19 protein-coding genes are annotated in these 16,793 nt (G+C 55.3%); 7 read left to right on the top strand and 12 right to left on the bottom strand.

The window, feature by feature from the left end; all coding sequences use genetic code 11:
• Positions 1–13: 13 nt before the first annotated feature.
• A complete protein-coding gene (purR, locus tag AA74_RS0105205) occupies positions 14–1,039 on the bottom strand; it encodes an HTH-type transcriptional repressor PurR (RefSeq protein ID WP_014883552.1) in 1,026 nt (341 codons plus the stop codon).
• 297 nt (positions 1,040–1,336) lie between these two features.
• Here purR and AA74_RS1000000123335 point away from each other — a divergent pair, with 297 nt between their 5' ends.
• Both AA74_RS1000000123335 and AA74_RS0105195 read left to right on the top strand, forming a co-directional pair.
• A complete protein-coding gene (locus tag AA74_RS1000000123335; RefSeq protein ID WP_008500596.1) occupies positions 1,337–1,426 on the top strand; it encodes a YnhF family membrane protein in 90 nt (29 codons plus the stop codon).
• A 163-nt stretch (positions 1,427–1,589) separates the two neighbouring features.
• Entirely contained in the window at positions 1,590–2,756 is a 1,167-nt protein-coding gene (locus tag AA74_RS0105195) for an MFS transporter (protein ID WP_025911593.1), read from the top strand.
• A gap of 38 nt (positions 2,757–2,794) precedes the next feature.
• Here the strand turns inward: AA74_RS0105195 and sodB are convergent, their stop codons facing one another.
• Together sodB and AA74_RS0105185 are read right to left on the bottom strand one after the other, a co-directional pair.
• Positions 2,795–3,376, bottom strand: coding sequence for a superoxide dismutase [Fe] (sodB, locus tag AA74_RS0105190; RefSeq protein ID WP_023292633.1), 582 nt, complete (start codon positions 3,374–3,376; stop codon positions 2,795–2,797).
• A gap of 122 nt (positions 3,377–3,498) precedes the next feature.
• Positions 3,499–4,272, bottom strand: a complete 774-nt coding sequence (locus tag AA74_RS0105185; RefSeq protein WP_023327204.1) for a C40 family peptidase — start codon at positions 4,270–4,272, stop codon at positions 3,499–3,501.
• A gap of 338 nt (positions 4,273–4,610) precedes the next feature.
• Here AA74_RS0105185 and grxD point away from each other — a divergent pair, with 338 nt between their 5' ends.
• Positions 4,611–4,958: a monothiol glutaredoxin 4 gene (gene grxD, locus AA74_RS0105180; protein WP_003832760.1), complete on the top strand. Its 348-nt coding sequence runs from the start codon at positions 4,611–4,613 to the stop codon at positions 4,956–4,958.
• Between the two features lie 75 nt (positions 4,959–5,033).
• Here grxD and rnt read toward each other — a convergent pair whose 3' ends face one another.
• The 5 genes from rnt to eptA form a co-directional block, all read right to left on the bottom strand.
• Positions 5,034–5,693: a ribonuclease T gene (rnt, locus tag AA74_RS0105175; protein ID WP_008500592.1), complete on the bottom strand. Its 660-nt coding sequence runs from the start codon at positions 5,691–5,693 to the stop codon at positions 5,034–5,036.
• A gap of 95 nt (positions 5,694–5,788) precedes the next feature.
• Positions 5,789–6,196, bottom strand: a complete 408-nt coding sequence (gene gloA, locus AA74_RS0105170) for a lactoylglutathione lyase (protein WP_025911584.1) — start codon at positions 6,194–6,196, stop codon at positions 5,789–5,791.
• A 100-nt stretch (positions 6,197–6,296) separates the two neighbouring features.
• Complete coding sequence (locus tag AA74_RS0105165) at positions 6,297–7,394, bottom strand: alkene reductase (protein WP_021241129.1); 1,098 nt, start codon at positions 7,392–7,394, stop codon at positions 6,297–6,299.
• Positions 7,395–7,448: 54 nt separating this feature from the next.
• On the bottom strand, positions 7,449–8,048 hold the full coding sequence (locus AA74_RS0105160; protein WP_025911581.1) for a TetR/AcrR family transcriptional regulator: 600 nt from the start codon (positions 8,046–8,048) through the stop codon (positions 7,449–7,451).
• 41 nt (positions 8,049–8,089) lie between these two features.
• Positions 8,090–9,715: a phosphoethanolamine transferase EptA gene (gene eptA / locus AA74_RS0105155; RefSeq protein WP_025911578.1), complete on the bottom strand. Its 1,626-nt coding sequence runs from the start codon at positions 9,713–9,715 to the stop codon at positions 8,090–8,092.
• Positions 9,716–9,864: 149 nt separating this feature from the next.
• Here eptA and AA74_RS0105150 point away from each other — a divergent pair, with 149 nt between their 5' ends.
• The 3 genes from AA74_RS0105150 to sodC all read left to right on the top strand — a co-directional run bounded on the left by AA74_RS0105150 (position 9,865) and on the right by sodC (position 11,648).
• Positions 9,865–10,104 carry a DUF1289 domain-containing protein gene (locus tag AA74_RS0105150; RefSeq protein WP_008500587.1) on the top strand — a complete coding sequence of 80 codons (240 nt, stop codon included), beginning with the start codon at positions 9,865–9,867 and terminating at the stop codon, positions 10,102–10,104.
• Positions 10,105–10,152: 48 nt separating this feature from the next.
• The gene (locus tag AA74_RS0105145) at positions 10,153–11,049 is read left to right on the top strand and encodes an aldo/keto reductase family oxidoreductase (RefSeq protein ID WP_021241132.1); all 897 of its coding nucleotides are present in this window, start codon (positions 10,153–10,155) and stop codon (positions 11,047–11,049) included.
• Positions 11,050–11,129: 80 nt separating this feature from the next.
• Positions 11,130–11,648: a superoxide dismutase [Cu-Zn] SodC gene (gene sodC / locus AA74_RS0105140; protein ID WP_008500584.1), complete on the top strand. Its 519-nt coding sequence runs from the start codon at positions 11,130–11,132 to the stop codon at positions 11,646–11,648.
• Here sodC and AA74_RS0105135 read toward each other — a convergent pair.
• The 3 genes from AA74_RS0105135 to AA74_RS0105125 are packed head-to-tail and all read right to left on the bottom strand — an operon-like array spanning position 11,627 to position 14,759.
• The gene (locus AA74_RS0105135) at positions 11,627–13,660 is read right to left on the bottom strand and encodes an FUSC family protein (RefSeq protein WP_023292628.1); all 2,034 of its coding nucleotides are present in this window, start codon (positions 13,658–13,660) and stop codon (positions 11,627–11,629) included. The two genes, sodC and AA74_RS0105135, sit on opposite strands and share 22 nt — an antisense overlap.
• Positions 13,660–14,520, bottom strand: coding sequence for an HlyD family secretion protein (locus AA74_RS0105130; protein ID WP_023292627.1), 861 nt, complete (start codon positions 14,518–14,520; stop codon positions 13,660–13,662). The genes AA74_RS0105135 and AA74_RS0105130 overlap by 1 nt, the downstream gene beginning before the upstream one ends.
• A gap of 2 nt (positions 14,521–14,522) precedes the next feature.
• Positions 14,523–14,759 carry a DUF1656 domain-containing protein gene (locus AA74_RS0105125; RefSeq protein WP_008500581.1) on the bottom strand — a complete coding sequence of 79 codons (237 nt, stop codon included), beginning with the start codon at positions 14,757–14,759 and terminating at the stop codon, positions 14,523–14,525.
• A gap of 186 nt (positions 14,760–14,945) precedes the next feature.
• On the opposite strand from AA74_RS0105125, the gene slyA reads away from it, so the two are divergent.
• Entirely contained in the window at positions 14,946–15,386 is a 441-nt protein-coding gene (slyA, locus tag AA74_RS0105120; protein WP_021241135.1) for a transcriptional regulator SlyA, read from the top strand.
• Between the two features lie 35 nt (positions 15,387–15,421).
• Here the strand turns inward: slyA and AA74_RS0105115 are convergent, their stop codons facing one another.
• Positions 15,422–16,783 (bottom strand): GGDEF domain-containing protein, encoded by a 1,362-nt coding sequence (locus AA74_RS0105115; protein ID WP_025911574.1) that lies wholly within the window; start codon positions 16,781–16,783, stop codon positions 15,422–15,424.
• Between the last annotated feature and the right edge of the window lie 10 nt (positions 16,784–16,793).

Raw genomic sequence — 16,793 nt, 5'->3', positions numbered from 1 at the left:
CCCCGTCAAAGGATTAACGGCGGTAGTCGCGGAACGGACCGTCCGCAACGGAACGGCGTTCAATCAGGCGCGGGTGAACTTCAATGGACTGCGACTCTTCGCGTTTGTTGACGATCCTGTCCAACAGCATATTGAAGGCCGTTTCGCCCAGCGAATCTTTTGGCTGGTGAATGGTTGTCAGCGCCGGGGTGAAGAAGCGCGCGTTACGCACGTTGTCATACCCGATCACGGAAATATCCTGCGGTACGCGCAGACCCAGCTCATCGGCGGCGCAGAGTGCGCCCATGGCCATGATGTCACCGCCGCAGAAAACGGCGGTCGGGCGGTGCTGCTGGGAAACGATCTGCTGCATCGCGCGGTAGCCTGATTCCGGCTCAAAGTCGCCCTGCACGATCCAGTTTTCCGGCACGGTGATGAGCGCTTCTTCCATTGCTTTCATAAAACCGGCCAGACGGCCCGCGCCGGTGTTACGCTCCAGCGGACCGGGGATCACGCCAATCTCGCGGTGACCGCGTTCGATCAGGTAACGACCCGCCATGTAACCGCCTTCGAAGGCGTTGTCGATAACGGAGTCGGTGAAGTCCGCGCGCGCTTCACCCCAGTCCATGACCACCATGGGGATATGGCGATACTCTTCCAGCATCGACAGCACGGATTCCGGGTACTCGGAACACATGACCAGCAGGCCATCGACGCGCTTTTGCGCCATCATCGACAGGTAGGCGCGCTGTTTTTCTATGCTGTTCCACGCGTTGCCCAGAATCAGGGTATAGCCTTTCTGGAAGCAGTTCTTCTCTACCGCTTCAATGATCTCGGCAAAATAGGCCGCTTCACTGCTGGTCGCCAGCAATCCAATGGATTTGGTGTGATTAACCTTGAGGCTGCGCGCAACCGCACTTGGCGAATAGTGCAGCTCTTTGATCGCTGCCCAGACGGCGTTGCGCGTCTCTTCCGCCACGAAGCGGGTTTTGTTAATTACATGTGATACGGTTGTAGTGGAAACGTTTGCGCGTTTTGCTACGTCTTTAATTGTTGCCATTAAATGTCACTCCAGACCATATCCTAAACTCCTGAAAAACTTGAAGGTAAACGTTTGCCTTCTCTCACCCTTATCACGCAATCTTGAATTGCGGCACGCCGGGAAAACGACACGGGACGTCAGGAGGGGGTCAATGGCCGGTACGCTAATAAATTTAGCGTGGAATTTTGTCCTATCTTGATGAAAAGGGGAAGAGGTAAAGTGTTTATCAGCCTAAATCCAGGAAGATTTTTGACGTAAATTATGCAAAAATGAGCAGGCTCACTTTTCGTGGGGGGATTAAAAGGAGAAAAATTGATGAGTTCCGATCTGAAGTTTTCGCTGTTCACCACCGTGGTTGTGCTGGCTCTGATTGTCGCGGCGGGTCTGACGGCCGCGCTGCACTGATTTACGCGGAGGGAGAGCCTTCTCCCTCCCGCTCACCTCGATTGTTACTCCTAAGGCAAAAATCTTTTGCCATTTTGTTAACTTCTCATTTTTTGTGATTGATGTCATGCTTTCCGCTTCTTTGTTCTGTGTCACCACATGACACGGCATCCGGAGTTGACGCATGAAAATCAATTTTCCCCTGCTGGCCCTGGCGATTGGCGCTTTTGGGATTGGCACCACTGAATTTTCCCCGATGGGGTTACTGCCCGTCATCGCCCGCGGCGTGGACGTCTCGATCCCTGCGGCCGGCATGTTAATCAGCGCCTACGCCATTGGCGTGATGGTGGGGGCGCCGCTGATGACGCTTCTTCTTTCACACCGCGCGCGCCGCAATGCGCTGATTTTCCTGATGGCGATTTTCACCCTCGGCAACGTGCTTTCGGCCATTTCGCCGGACTACACCACGTTGATGCTGTCGCGTATTCTGACCAGCCTTAACCACGGCGCGTTCTTTGGGCTGGGGTCGGTTGTGGCGGCAAGCGTGGTGCCGAAACACAAGCAGGCCAGCGCCGTAGCCACCATGTTTATGGGCCTGACCATCGCTAACATCGGCGGCGTTCCTGCGGCAACCTGGCTGGGCGAGGTCATTGGCTGGCGGATGTCCTTCCTGGCGACGGCCGGACTGGGCGTGGTCGCGATGGTGGCCTTGTTCTTCTCCCTGCCAAAGGGCAGTGCCGGAGAACGTCCGGAAGTGCGTAAGGAGCTGGCGGTGCTGATGCGCCCGCAGGTGCTCTCCGCGCTGCTGACCACCGTGCTGGGGGCAGGGGCGATGTTTACCCTCTACACCTATATTTCACCGGTGTTGCACGATATCACCCACGCAACGCCTCTCTTCGTTACCGCGATGCTGGTGCTGATTGGCGTGGGCTTCTCGATTGGCAACTATCTCGGCGGGAAATTTGCCGACCGTTCCGTGAGCGGAACGCTGAAGGGCTTCTTAACCCTGCTGATTGTTATCATGATCGCCATTCCGTGGCTGGCGCGCAACGAGTTTGGTGCCGCGATCGCAATGGTCGTCTGGGGGGCTGCAACGTTCGCGGTGGTGCCACCGCTGCAGATGCGCGTGATGCGTGTCGCGCATGAAGCGCCGGGCCTCTCATCCTCGGTCAATATTGGTGCTTTCAACCTGGGCAATGCGCTCGGTGCGGCGGCCGGTGGGGCCGCGATATCCGGTGGGCTGGGGTACAGTTTTGTGCCGGTGATGGGGGCGATTATTGCCGCGCTCGGTCTGCTGCTGGTGATGATGTCGGGTCGTAAACAGCCAGAAGCAGCCTGCGCTGCGGAATAAACCAAAAACGCAGAAGGGCGAACCCTTCTGCGTGTCTCTTACGCGGCGAAGTTCTTCGCCACAAAGTCCCAGTTAACCAGTGCCCAGAAGTGCTCCAGGTAGTTAGGGCGCGCGTTACGGTAATCGATGTAGTAAGCGTGTTCCCATACGTCCACGGTCATCAGCGGCTTCGCGCTGGTGGTCAGCGGGGTGCCTGCGTTAGAGGTAGACACGATAGCCAGTTTGCCATCCGCCTCTTTGACCAGCCACGTCCAGCCTGAACCGAAGTTCTTGATGGCGGCATCGGTGAACTTCGCTTTGAATTCCGCGAAGCTGCCAAAGGCGGCGTTGATGGCGGTAGCCAGTTCACCGACAGGTTCGCCACCGGCGTTTGGCGCCAGGCAGTGCCAGTAGAAGGTGTGGTTCCACACCTGAGCGGCGTTGTTGAATACGCCACCCTCAGAACTGCGCACGATCTCTTCCAGCGTTTTGCCTTCAAAATCGGTGCCCTTGATCAGGTTATTCAGGTTGGTGACGTACGTCTGGTGATGCTTGCCGTAGTGATATTCCAGGGTTTCCGCAGAAATGTGCGGGGCCAGGGCGTCTTTTGCATACGGTAGTGCAGGTAATTCGAACGACATTGCTTCTCTCCTTATTGTATTTTGTGTTGCCAATAACCACACAGACAACAAGGACAGGATAGCAAATTGAAAGGGTATGCAAAAGAGGAACTTACCCTGCCACGGGTGTGGCAGGGCAGGGGTTAGCGAATGGTTTTCGGCGTCATCACGCGACGCGCGCCGACGTAATGGCGCACCCAGTAGTCTTCACTGAGCGAGGTGATCTGAATATCCTGGCCGCTACGCGGTGACTGGATGAATTTTCCGTTGCCGACATAGACGCCAACGTGGTCAGCCGTCCCGCGGCCCTGCGTGCGGAAGAAGACCAGATCGCCGTTCTCCAGCTCTCCACGGTTGACCGGGGACGCGTCGCGCAGGTGGTACATTTCGTTGGCGGTGCGCGGAATGCGGAACTTGACCAGATCTTTATAGGCGTAATAGACGAGGCCGCTGCAGTCAAAACCGGTACGCGGTGAAGTCCCGCCCCAGTGATACGGTTTGCCGATCTGCCCCATCAGCTTGTTCATTGCGGTTTTTTGCGCTTTCTGGACGCGTACTTTATGCACTTCCGCTATTTTGGTGACCTTGGTGCATTTCGCCTTATGGCCTTTACGCGCGATGCATTTTTCAGTCACGAGGTTAGCGGCGGTTTGCGAAGCTTTACTTTTGGCGGTGTGGGCAGTGCGGGAAGAGGTGGTTTTCGTCTTGCTGGAAGCGGTTTTTTTAGTCTGTGTGTTTGTCTTTTTCTTGTCGTTCTTAGCGGTGGTTTTTTTCTTACGTTCTGTGGCTTTCACCAGATGGTTTTTTTGTACAGCAGAATGCCGCGCCTGCTGAGAGGCGTTTGCCACTGGCGTGAAGGTGAGTGAAGTAAACAGTAAAGCACAGAGCGTGATCGAGATTTTATTTATCCGCGCCACTGGGCAGTCCCCTGATAAATGCAGGTCATCAATAATACCCGCGTGTGATTTACAAAGCCCGTCGATTCTAATCCATAAAAAGCCAGAAAGTTAATAGCATTTTTCAATCTACGATCCTGTTTCGTTAGCAAGTGCAAAAAAATTCATCGTTCTGTCGTACATTTGCCCATTCCCTAAGCAAAACCCTGGCTGACGCAGGGGTAAACACCATTTGCAATGCAACTTTTCATCACTCGGAGTAGAATGTCTATACGTGACAAAAATGTTATTTTCCGATGCCAGTCTGAACCGCTACAATGTCAGACGAATGCCGTAACAGAAGTTAAAGGAAGCAAGACATGAGCACCACTATTGAAAAAATCCAGCGCCAGATCGCTGAAAACCCGATTCTGCTGTATATGAAAGGTTCTCCAAAGCTGCCAAGCTGCGGCTTCTCCGCGCAAGCGGTTCAGGCGCTGTCTGCCTGTGGTGAGCGTTTTGCTTACGTTGATATCCTGCAGAACCCGGACATCCGCGCTGAGCTGCCTAAGTATGCGAACTGGCCGACCTTCCCACAGCTGTGGGTAGACGGTGAACTGGTTGGCGGCTGCGATATCCTGATTGAAATGTATCAGCGCGGCGAACTGCAGCAGCTGATCAAAGAAACCGCGGCGAAGTACAAAACGGAAGAGCCGGACGCAGAGTAATTTTCTGCGGAAATAAAAAAGCGACCTGCTATGTGGTCGCTTTTTTTTTGTCGGGTGGCGCCGCGCTTACCCGACCTACGATTGGCGCTCGGCCTCATCATCCATCGGCAGCGGCCAGCCGCCCAGACGCTTCCAGCGGTTGACGATCTCACAGAACAGCTCTGCGGTACGCTCTGTGTCATACAGCGCGGAGTGCGCCTGCGTGCCGTCGAACGGAATGCCAGCCGTAATACAGGCCTTTGATAAAACCGTTTGTCCCAGCGCCAGGCCGCTCAGCGCGGCGGTATCGAAGGTCACAAACGGGTGGAAGGGGTTGCGCTTGAGCGCGGCCCGCTCGGCGGCGGCCATGGTAAAGCTGTGATCGAAGGTGGCGTTATGAGCCACCATAATGGCGCGGCTGCAGTTGCTCTCCTTCATGCCTTTGCGCACCATTTTAAAAATGGCGTGCAGCGCATCATATTCACTGACGGCACCGCGCAGCGGGTTATGCGGATCGATACCGTTAAACGCCAGCGCTTCCGGCTGTAAATTTGCCCCTTCGAAAGGTTCAACGTGGAAATGCAGCGTGGTGTCCGGTGTAAGCCAGCCCTGTTCATCCATCTTCAGCGTGATGGCGGCAATTTCGAGCAGCGCATCGGTTTTAGCGTTAAATCCGGCTGTTTCTACATCAATGACAACGGGATAAAAACCACGAAAACGGTCGCACAGACCGCTAAATTGAGCGTTATCGGACATCAGGGTCTCTTACATGGGGAAAAAGCAGAGCGCATTATGGCAAATTTTGCGGGGTGATGCAGTAAAACTACGGGCGCACGTTGCGCCCTGAGGGATCAGTTGCCCAGACCGCGACCGGCGTCTTTGGCTTCAATCAGCTCGATTTTGTAACCGTCCGGATCTTCCACAAACGCAATCACGGTGGTGCCGCCTTTTACCGGGCCCGCTTCGCGCGTAACGTTACCGCCATTTTTGCGAATGCGTTCGCACGCGTCAGCTGCGTTGACCACTTCCAGCGCGATATGGCCGTAGGCCGTGCCCAGCTCATAGCTGTCAACGCCCCAGTTGTAGGTCAGCTCGATCACCGCTTCATCCGTTTCCGGGCCGTAACCCACGAATGCCAGCGAGTATTTGTATTCCGGGTTTTCGCTGGTGCGCAGCAGCTTCATGCCCAGGACGTTAGTGTAGAAATCGATTGAACGTTGCAGGTCGCCAACGCGCAGCATGGTGTGAAGTAGGCGCATAATTTCCTCATTAACCAATGGAATAAAAAAGCTTTTTGAACAGAAACGATGTTTTAGTATAGCGGCGAAGTGTCGCCGCTATCAATGAACAATGGCGAGATTACAGAGAAGGGTAGTCGGTGTAGCCTTCCGCGCCGCCGCCGTAGAAGCTTTCCGGACGCTGCGGGTTGAGTGCCGCTTTTTTCTGCAGACGAGCAACCAGATCCGGGTTGGCGATGTAGTCGCGGCCAAACGCGACGGCATCGATCAGCCCTTTATTGATCAGATCTTCGGCTTTCTCAGGCGTATAAGCACCTGCACCGATGATCACGCCGTGGAAGCGCTCGCGCACTTTCTGGCGGAAGGCTTCAGTGTAAGGCTTACCGCCAGCCCAGTCAGGCTCGGACATGTGCAGATAGGCAATACCGCGCTTGGCCAGCTCGTCAATCAGATAGAGCGCGTCCGCTTCCTCGTTCGGGCCGTTGTCGACGTTCTGGAAAGACCCGATTGGGGAAACGCGAATGCCGATACGGTCCGGGCTCCACTCCTTGCATACCGCATCCACCACTTCCAGCACCAGACGGGCGCGGTTTTCGACGCTGCCGCCGTACTGATCGGTGCGATGGTTTGACGACGGTGACAGGAACTGGTGCAGCAGATAGCCATGCGCGGAGTGCAGCTCAATCAGATCAAAACCGGCTTCACGGGCGTTGGCCACGGCCTGTCGGAAGTCGTTAACAATCCCCGGGATTTCGTCCAGCTCCAGCGCGCGTGGCATAGAGGTATCCACGCGGATCGCATTGCCGTTTTCATCGCGCAGGGACGTACGGGTATTGGCGCTCAGGGCCGACGCGGAGACCGGTGCCTGACCGCCAGGCTGGATGCTGCTGTGAGAGATTCGACCGGTATGCCACAGCTGAACCGCAATGCGGCCCTCTTCAGCGTGAACGCCTGCGGTAATTTTCTGCCATGCGGCAATCTGCTCCGGGCTATGGAGGCCCGGCGCACCGGCGTAACCCTTCGCCTGAGCAGAGATCTGCGTGGCTTCCGTGATGATCAGGCCAGAGCTTGCGCGTTGACGGTAGTATTCGCCCATCAGCGGGGTTGGGATGTCACCCGGCTCAATGCTGCGCAGACGGGTCAGCGGAGCCATGAACACGCGGTTTGGCGCCGTGACGGCACCCACTTTCAATGGGGTAAACAGTTTTTCAGCTGACATAAAGACTCCTGAGTAGACCAGTCGACTAGTAATAAAGTAAATAAAAAGCGCCCGTTATACGTCAGGCGCAGTAATGCTGTTTTTCACATGTGCCAGCGCGCTTTCGAGCGGCAAGGCACTGCGCGAAATTTTTGCCTGCAGGTTGGCCCCTAACCACAGGGAATAGAGCACCTGAGACTGCATTAAGGGGTCGCCGGTAAAGGCCAGCGTTTTTTCGTCGCGGCCTTTTTCCAGCGCCTGCGCCAGCAGGGCGATCACGCCGCGGGCACCCTTATCCATCGCCGAGCGCATATCTTCGGAAAGATCGCACACCTCGGCAGACAGCTTGACCGTCAGGCATCCGCTGATAATGCCCTGCTGACAGAACTGGTTCAGCGTTTCCTGATAGTAGTTCAGAACACGATCCCGATAGTTTCCTTCACCCGACGCAAAGTGGGTCGCCAGACGCTGGTGGTAGCCCGCGTAATGACGCTCCAGCATTGCCACGCCAAAGGCTTCTTTGGACCGGAAGTAGTGATAAAACGACCCCTTCGGTACCTCAGCGGTTTTTAATAACTCGCTCAACCCCATACCGGTAAACCCGCGATGCATGCAAAGACGCTCGCCGGTTGCCAGGAGATGATCGCGGGTATCGTGTTCAGTATTTCTGCTCATGGCCGCACTCTAATAGACCGTTCGGTCTAATGCAAGCGAGTTTATTGCCGACATGCGCTCAGAATATCCAGCTGCTGTTGATAAACGTTTGATTTCACGTCCATCATACCCAGTACGGTCGAGAACAAATTGTCCTGGGAAACCGCATTTTTTGCAGCGTGGTCGCGTAAACACTGTTCATTGATGCCAAAGTTTTTCGCGTAGTCGGGTGACAGCCAGAACATAAACGGAATGTGCGTTTGCTGCTCCGGCGCCAGCATGTACGGCGTACCGTGCAGATAAATGCCGCTTTCACCCAGTGACTCACCGTGATCCGAGAGATAAATCAGGGCGGTGTTCATGCTTGCCTTGCGCGCTTTCAGGGCATCAATGGTTTTGCTGACCATGCTGTCGGTATACAGGATGGTGTTGTCATAGGTATTCATCAGCGCCTGATGGTCGCAATCCTGAATTTCATTGGTGTCGCAGGTTGGGGTAAATTTACGGAAAGTGTCCGGGTAACGGCGATAGTATGCCGGACCGTGGCTCCCCATCAGGTGGATAACCAGCACCGTGTCCTGCTTCAGACCATCCAGCACGTTGTCCAGACGGTAGAAATTCACATCATCAATACAGGATTTGTCTTTGCAGAACTGATCCAGATTCCACTGCGTCATATCGGTATGCGGTACGCGATCGCAGGCGCCTTTACAGCCGCCGTCGTTGTCGCGCCAGAGCAGGTTGATCCCCGCATGCTTGAGCACATCGAGCAGGCCTTCCTGATGGTGAGCCAGGTCGGCATCGTATTTGCTGCGCGTCATGCCCGAGAACATGCACGGAACGGAAACGGCGGTTTCAGTGCCGCATGAGGAGGCCTGCGGGAAGTTAATCACATCCTGCTTTTTCAGCTCCGGGTTCGTTTCACGATCGTAACCATTCAGGGAGTAGTTCGCCGCGCGAGAGGCTTCCCCAACGACCAGCACCAGAACGGTTTTCTTTTGCTGGCCGGAAATCAACGGTCCTTTATGGGCATCTTCGCCAATCCGCACCAGCGTTTGATCGCCGGCAAACCAGCGCATTTTGCTGTACTTCACCACGGCGCTGACATAGTTGGCCGGGGTCACCATTTTGACGATGCTTTTGTTGTTGCGAAACAGCGACGCGTAATCTTTATAAAACAGCGCCGCAATCAGGATAATCACCAGCAGGGCACCGAGCATCGCGGCGACGCGCGTCAGCAGGGCATACCACCATTTCCCGGTACGAATGCGGGTCAACGCCAGCACCACGGAGGGAACGAGGCCTGCGATAACAATCCACAGAATCATCTGCGGGGTCACCAGGGCTGTCGCTTCCTGAGAGTTGGTTTCGAACACGTTCACAATCATGTTCTGATCGATCACCGCGCCGTAGGTGTACATAAAGTAGGTGGCCGCGGCGCATCCGACCGTTAAGACGATCAGCAGCGGCTTACGGATATAGGGGATATTCAGCAGGCTAAAGACAATCACCCAGCCGCAAAACAGCACCAGCGGTACGGACGCGGCAAAGAGGATGTCGTGCAGGTGCGCAGGGGCAATAATGGCCCAGCTGCGCTGGATAAACAGCCCATTAATCAACGTAAAAAAGAGTGCACAGCCCAGAGTAAATTTAATGTCGTTACATTGTAACTTTTTGATTAACCACATCGATCGGTAAACCTGTCATTGTCATGATGGGCCGAGTATAAAGAAGGAAGATTAGTGAAACCTTAATGCCACAAATCTGTGGTAAAGGCCTTGCACGTGGCGCGTTTAGCGTCTTCACTGTAGGTGAGAGTGGTTATCCGGAGGTGAGTGTGGCAGAGCAGCTGGAGTTTTTCCCCATCCAGAGCCCGTGCCGGGGGATTTGTCAGGTGGATGAACGCGGATATTGCCGCGGGTGCATGCGTACCCGCGACGAGCGTTTTAACTGGCAAAACTTTAGCGACACGCAAAAGCAGGAGGTGTTACGCCTCTGCCGACAGCGTCTTCTGCGCAAAATACGCGCAAACAAAGCCGGTGAGACCGAAGAACCCCAGCAACCTTCACTTTTTTAACACGGTAATTGCGTATACTCATGACATCACGTCCTTGAGGAAAATGTTATGGTTCAGCGAATTACCCTTGCCCCCCAGGGGCCAGAATTCTCCCGTTTTGTGATGGGCTACTGGCGCCTGATGGACTGGAATATGTCCCCCCTCCAGCTGGCGAGCTTTATTGAAGAGCATATCGATCTGGGCGTTACCACGGTCGACCATGCGGATATTTACGGTGGCTATCAGTGTGAAGCTGCATTCGGCGAGGCGCTCAAGCTGGTTCCGGCACTCCGCGACCGCATGGAGATCGTCACGAAGTGCGGGATTGCCACCACGGCAAAACCGGAACACGCCCTTGGGCATTACATCACCGACAGCGCGCATATCATCAAGAGCGCTGAGCAGTCGCTGGTCAACCTGGCGACCGACCGTATCGACCTGCTGTTAATCCACCGTCCGGACCCGCTCATGGATGCCGATGAGGTGGCAGAAGCCTTCCTGAACCTGCATCAGAGCGGCAAAGTGCGTCACTTTGGCGTTTCCAACTTTACCCCTGCGCAGTTTGCGCTGCTTCAGTCTCGTCTGCCGTTTACCCTGGCCACCAACCAGGTGGAGATCTCCCCGGTACACCAGCCGCTGCTGCTGGACGGTACGCTTGACCAGCTGCAGCAGCTGCGCATTCGCCCGATGGCCTGGTCATGCCTGGGAGGCGGACGCCTGTTCAATGATGATGAATTCCAGCCGCTGCGTAACGAGCTGGACACCATCGCCCGCGAACTGAACGCGGAGAGCATCGAACAGGTGGTTTACGCCTGGATCCTGCGTCTGCCGTCAAAACCGCTGCCGATTATTGGTTCTGGCAAAATTGAACGCGTGCGTTCTGCACTGGCCGCTGAAGAGCTGCAGATGACCCGCCAGCAGTGGTTCCGCATCCGCAAGGCTGCGCTGGGTTACGACGTGCCATAAACCGCCAGAAGATGACTTTCCGGTGAAATCTTTGCCCCTGGTATACACTTAAGGGGCAAAAAATAACCAGCGGAGGTCATATGAAGCGTTTTGCTCTGGCAATGGTCGCGCTGGTTGTTTGCGCAGGGGCGCAGGCAGCCAGCGACGAAGTGGAAATGAATCTCGTCACCTCTCAGGGTGTGGGTCAGTCCATCGGTACGGTGAAAATCACGGAAACCGATAAAGGACTGGAGTTCGCTCCCAACCTCAAAGCACTCCCTCCCGGTGAGCATGGTTTTCATGTTCACGCCAAAGGAAGCTGTCAGCCCGCGTTAAAAGAGGGGAAACCGTCGGCTGCGGAAGCGGCAGGCGGTCACCTTGACCCGCAACACTCCGGCAAGCATGAGGGCCCGGAAGGCATGGGACATCTGGGCGATCTGCCCGTGCTGGTGGTCAATAACGACGGTAAAGCCACCGATCCCGTTGTCGCGCCGCGTCTGAAAAAGCTGGATGAGGTGAAAGGCAAAGCGCTGATGATCCACGTCGGCGGCGACAATATGTCCGATCAGCCTAAACCGCTTGGCGGCGGCGGGGCGCGTTATGCCTGCGGCGTGATCTGATCCCCAATCGTACCCGGCGGTGGTGCCTGTTCCAGCTGCGACAGCGAGCAGTGTAGCCGCCAGATTATCGAGGCCAAATCGCGGGCGGCGGGGAGATGATGTCGTGCAAGCGTATCGCAGATCCGCTGCAGTTCATTCAGCGTGGCTTCCAGCGGCCGCTGCTGGACCCCGCGTTCGCTCATGACATCGCGCAGCAGGGAGATGCAAACGTCACGCACCTGCGACAGCGGGTCGGAACGCGTTTCCCACCCGCGAAGCTGCCAGACCACGTGCGAGCAGTTCAGCAGCACCACGCCCCAGCGCAGCAGCCAGCGCCGGGAAAGCGCGTCCTGGCTGTTATTGAGCTGGCTGACGTGATGATAAACCAGCGATTCATATTCACTCTCACGAAGATGCGGTTTGCGGCTGAGCTGATCGACAAACCCCCGGCGTAACTCCCGGATATGCCTGCGGCTTTTGCGGGCATCGGAGCCGGGACGCAGCACCGCGAAGGCCAGCCACGCCAGCCCCACGCCGAGGATCTTTGCGAGGTTGTCATTGAGAAAATCGGCGTAATCGTACACCGGTGGATTCGTCACGGAGATAAACGAGCCCATAAAGACAATCAGCTGTCCCCACAGTCCCGCCAGCTTCGGCATCTGCAGCTTGAGTAGCTGCATGGTGGTCAACAGCGGAAAGAGGAACAGCAGGAACTGCCAGAGATCGCTTATCTGCACCATCAGGCCAAACTTCACCACAAAACTGAACAGCGACAGCAGCACCAGGGTGCGCAGCAGGAGCGTCAGCGAGTTAAACGGCGAGGCCGCGACGGAGTAAAGCACGCAGCTGATGGCGGCGAGCGTCAGGGCCGCCGTACCGGACTCCCACTGCGTGGTGATACTCCACGCGCCCACCAGCATCAGCGCGCAAAAGGTGCGAAAACCGCTCCACAGCGCCTCCAGGTAGTCAGTATGGCGGGCGAGAGCCGGGCTCCCGGGAACGTTGAACTCCGTAACCGGGGTGGCGTTCTCTACCGCGTTAATCCAGCGGCTGCTGCGCAGGTAGAGGCGGCAAAAGTAATTCAACCGCTGCCAGAAGGCGCGATGGCGATAATCATATTCATCCACCGGGGCGAGCGGGGCGATTATTCGCGCGACCGTGTAGATGTCTGCATCCGGGCGCGCAAGGGTCGCGAGCAGCGTTTCAATCACCGCGCGCGTGTTTTCCGGCGGCGTTGGCCAGTTGAGCAGCATCCGGCGCAGGCTGGAGATGGCGCTGGTCATGCGCAGCTGCTGGTGCAGTAAATAATTAAGCAGGGTGTTCTGACGGCGAAAGCGGTAGTGGCTCCAGAACGCCTGAATACGCAGCAGATTCATTGTCAGGATCTGTCCTATCACCTTTTCATGGGCGAGACGGATCTCATCGCTGGTATCCGGTTGCCACAGCAGGCTCGCGTGTTCAAGCAACCGGGTGTGCATGGTTTTAAGGGCGGTGATGAGTGCGGTGCCGTCGGAAGTGCTGGGGAGGATCATCATCATAAATCCGCCGCAGAGGATCCCGACAATCACTTCGCAGACGCGCGCCTGTGCAATATCCCACAGCTCGGTGGTATCGAGCACATTCACCACCGGGAAGGCAATAATGGCGGCGGTATAGCCCGCCAGCTGGAAAGCGTAGGCGACGTTGTTGGTGAAATGGGCGCAGGCCCAGGTACAGCATCCCAGCCATGCCGCCATGCTCAGCAGGAACAGCCATGGGTCGTTCAGAGTGTGGCCGGCGATAATTAACGCCGCCGTGGCACCCAGCAGGCTGCCGGCGATACGCCCAAGGCTTTTACTGATCACCCCACCAACGGTGGGAAAACTCACCACTGCGGCAGAGGTCATCGCCCAGTACGGCTCATCCAGGTTCAGGTAATAGGCGACGGTCAGCGCCAGACACATGGCAATGCCGTTACGCAGCGCGTAGCGCCACTGAGGACGCGTCGCTTTCATCCACGGCGAGTTTTGCCAGGAGAGCGCCTGCAGTTTCATTAAGGGGTTCCGATGGAGACAGTGCAGGTGGTGCCGGATACCAGCGTGATGCCCTGCGGTAAATGGTCAAACTCCACGCGAACAGGCACGCGTTGAGCGAGACGCACCCAGGGGACGTTCGGCTTGATATCCGGCACCAGGCCGGAATCTGTTTCAACGCTTTGATCGTAAATGGCGCGACCAATGCTGGAGACGTGACCCTGTAACCTTTGCGAGCCGCTGTACAGCGTAATCGCAGCTGGCGATCCCTCGCGAATATGCCGAAGCTTGGTCTCTTCGAAGTAGCCCACTACGTAGAAGGAGTGGCTGTCGACCAGGGCGAAAACGGGCTGTCCCGTGGTGGCATAGTTACCCACGCGGGCGGAAAGGTTGGTCACCCATCCATCGACAGGGGCGGTAATCACGGTTTGGGTCAGCTCCCACTGCGCCTGCTTCAGCGTCGCCTCAGCCACGTTGACGCTCGCCTGCATCGCCTTAACGTTGAGGTTGGCGGTGTCTAAATCTTCCGCGGAGATGTAGTTTTGCGACAGGTGACGGCGGCGGTTGGCCTCGTTGTTGGCCTTTGCCAGATCAGACTGGGCTTTTGCCAGCTGCGCCTGGGCATTCAGAATCGCGATATGGTACGGGGTGTCGTCGATTCGGAATAAAACCTCTCCCTTTTTAACGTACTGGTTATCCTTAACCAGCAGCGACGTAATGCTTCCCGATACCTGCGGGGTAATGCTGACCTGCTCAGCGCGAATCTTACCGTCACGCGTCCAGGGTGACTGCATGTAATAATTCCAGAGCCACCATCCGGCGACCAGCGCAAGGACCAGAACAAACAGGGTGGAAAAGTACTTCAGCGTTTTCAGGGGCATAGTCACCACACGATCAGAACAGCAAGGCCCAGGCATACACAGAGGGCAAACAGGGAAAGATCCATCAGCATGGGATGCCAGATTTCGCCGGAATACATCCAGTCGCGAAGCAGGCGATGCGCGATGAGCCAGAGAATAAAGCCCACCAGCACGGCCTTAAACAGAGGGGGAAAGTAGACTGACGCACCGAAGATCAGGTCCTGGAGGGGTAAACCCTCTGAGCGATGAAAAAAGGTCACGAGCAGAGATCCTTTGCAGTGAACAGAATGCCGTGTTGGCTTGTCTGAGTATGAAGAAGCATCACAATTCAGTGTAAGTCATACTTTTGAGTTAGATGAATGCAGTATTGCATTTGTTTTGCCATTACAAATGCTGCACACTATTCTAAAATCAGTATAATAACTTAGCAAGCTAATTATAAGGAGATGAAATTGGAATCGCCATTAGGTTCTGATCTGGCAAGGTTGGTACGCGTCTGGCGTGCTCTGATTGACCATCGCCTGAAACCTCTGGAATTGACGCAGACGCATTGGGTCACGCTGCACAACATTCATCAGCTGCCGCCCGACCAGTCGCAAATTCAACTGGCAAAAGCGATAGGCATTGAGCAACCGTCACTGGTGCGCACGCTTGACCAGCTGGAAGAGAAGGGGCTGATCTCCCGACAAACCTGCGCCAGCGATCGTCGCGCCAAGCGGATAAAACTCACTGAGAAAGCGGCGCCTATCATTACTGAAATGGAAGCTGTGATTACCAAAACGCGCGGTGAAATCCTTTCAGGCGTTTCACCGGCGGAGCTGGAAATGCTCATTAGCCTCATTGCTCGCCTTGAGCAAAACATCCATGAGCTACAGTCTCGCGACTGATCAACACTAAGGCCTTGCAGCAGCAAGGCCTTTTTTTATTTAAAGACCACCACTCGATTACGGCCTGTCTCCTTCGCTTCATACATCGCCTTGTCGGCACTCTCCACGCACGCTTCTGCGGTCACGGTCGATGACGTCGCCGTAAATACTCCCATGCTGATGGTAATCGGCTCAGGTAGCTGCCCTCCGCTGCTGGTTTTATCAAAGCTGCTTAGCTTCAACCGAATACGTTCCGCCACCTGGTGGGCTGCATCTGAAGAGGTGTTGGCCAGCATCAGCACAAACTCCTCACCGCCGATTCGAGCCGCGATGTCCTGCGGGCGTACGGAATCCATCAGCAGATTGGCGACAAACTGTAAGACTTTGTCTCCCTGAAGGTGGCCATAGTTATCGTTGATACGCTTGAAGCGGTCGAGATCGCTGACGATAACCGAAACTGGGCGGCTGGGTTTCGCCATGTCCAGCGCCTGGTTTAACGATTCATAAAAATAGCTGCGGTTATACAGGCGCGTAAGCGGATCGCGAATCGAATTTTGATATGACTGCTGATATTTTAAATGGGAATCACGGTACAGCATGAAGACGTCGTAGAGCAGTACAAAAATAATCATCAGCGTAGCGACGGTTTCAAATAGCCGGGCGCGATACCACGATATATCTTCAGCATGTCCGCCTACTAACAGCATGGCGAGCGTGACGATATAGCAAACGCACAGGAAATTTCCGCCTACCCAGAATAAATTGCGCACGCGCGTGACAAACATCAGCGTTACTAATGAAACCACCCAGAAGACAATTAAAGAAATATTTATGCATTGGCTCCAGAGCACCATAAACTGACGGGTTTCGTTATCAACCAGGTCAATGGATAACAAGGGCGAGTGACTGGAATATATCCAGGCCAGTCCCACAACACAGGCGGTAAAGAGAAACGCCCCGCTCACAATTGAGATATGCGCCAACCGTGAAAAAGGGTAATCGCGCGTAGGATAGAGTACTGCCGCAACGATGAACAACACCGCCATTAAAAAGTGGCGGAACATAAAGTAGATCATCGCATCGTTGTAGTTCACGACGTTGAACTGATAGAGGTTCAGCCATGCTGGAAAGCTGGACAGCGTTCCGACCATCAACAGTGCCGAACCGGCAAAGGCAAAGGCGATCGCAATCAGATAGAGCCGCCGCTTATCACACCAGTATTTCATTGCCATAAAGCAGGCAATAAACAGGTGAAACACGAGTAAAAAAATGGTGAGCGTAGGGAACAAAAGAGGCGAGAAGGAGGGAACCCATTCAACCACTTTTGAAAAGAGAGCTTGTAATATTCCGATGACGACAAGGCAACCGAAACAGAACGAGATATAACGACCTTTTAGACAACGACTATTCGCAAGCATATAAGTTTTT

The organism is Enterobacter sp. 5-4, from assembly GCF_000612205.1.
Lineage (GTDB): Bacteria > Pseudomonadota > Gammaproteobacteria > Enterobacterales > Enterobacteriaceae > Enterobacter > Enterobacter roggenkampii.
Note: the sequence above shows the minus strand (reverse complement) of the source record. Positions and strands in the feature narration are given on the sequence as shown.

Excerpts from the sequence above, each read along its gene's own strand:
- purR (WP_014883552.1), bottom strand. The coding sequence starts at position 1,039 with ATGGCAACAATTAAAGACGTAGCAAAACGCGCAAACGTTTCCACTACA.
- AA74_RS1000000123335 (WP_008500596.1), top strand. The coding sequence starts at position 1,337 with ATGAGTTCCGATCTGAAGTTTTCGCTGTTCACCACCGTGGTTGTGCTG.
- AA74_RS0105195 (WP_025911593.1), top strand. The coding sequence starts at position 1,590 with ATGAAAATCAATTTTCCCCTGCTGGCCCTGGCGATTGGCGCTTTTGGG.
- sodB (WP_023292633.1), bottom strand. The coding sequence starts at position 3,376 with ATGTCGTTCGAATTACCTGCACTACCGTATGCAAAAGACGCCCTGGCC.
- grxD (WP_003832760.1), top strand. The coding sequence starts at position 4,611 with ATGAGCACCACTATTGAAAAAATCCAGCGCCAGATCGCTGAAAACCCG.
- rnt (WP_008500592.1), bottom strand. The coding sequence starts at position 5,693 with ATGTCCGATAACGCTCAATTTAGCGGTCTGTGCGACCGTTTTCGTGGT.
- gloA (WP_025911584.1), bottom strand. The coding sequence starts at position 6,196 with ATGCGCCTACTTCACACCATGCTGCGCGTTGGCGACCTGCAACGTTCA.
- AA74_RS0105165 (WP_021241129.1), bottom strand. The coding sequence starts at position 7,394 with ATGTCAGCTGAAAAACTGTTTACCCCATTGAAAGTGGGTGCCGTCACG.
- AA74_RS0105160 (WP_025911581.1), bottom strand. The coding sequence starts at position 8,048 with ATGAGCAGAAATACTGAACACGATACCCGCGATCATCTCCTGGCAACC.
- eptA (WP_025911578.1), bottom strand. The coding sequence starts at position 9,715 with ATGTGGTTAATCAAAAAGTTACAATGTAACGACATTAAATTTACTCTG.
- AA74_RS0105145 (WP_021241132.1), top strand. The coding sequence starts at position 10,153 with ATGGTTCAGCGAATTACCCTTGCCCCCCAGGGGCCAGAATTCTCCCGT.
- sodC (WP_008500584.1), top strand. The coding sequence starts at position 11,130 with ATGAAGCGTTTTGCTCTGGCAATGGTCGCGCTGGTTGTTTGCGCAGGG.
- AA74_RS0105135 (WP_023292628.1), bottom strand. The coding sequence starts at position 13,660 with ATGAAACTGCAGGCGCTCTCCTGGCAAAACTCGCCGTGGATGAAAGCG.
- AA74_RS0105130 (WP_023292627.1), bottom strand. The coding sequence starts at position 14,520 with ATGCCCCTGAAAACGCTGAAGTACTTTTCCACCCTGTTTGTTCTGGTC.
- slyA (WP_021241135.1), top strand. The coding sequence starts at position 14,946 with ATGAAATTGGAATCGCCATTAGGTTCTGATCTGGCAAGGTTGGTACGC.
- AA74_RS0105115 (WP_025911574.1), bottom strand. The coding sequence starts at position 16,783 with ATGCTTGCGAATAGTCGTTGTCTAAAAGGTCGTTATATCTCGTTCTGT.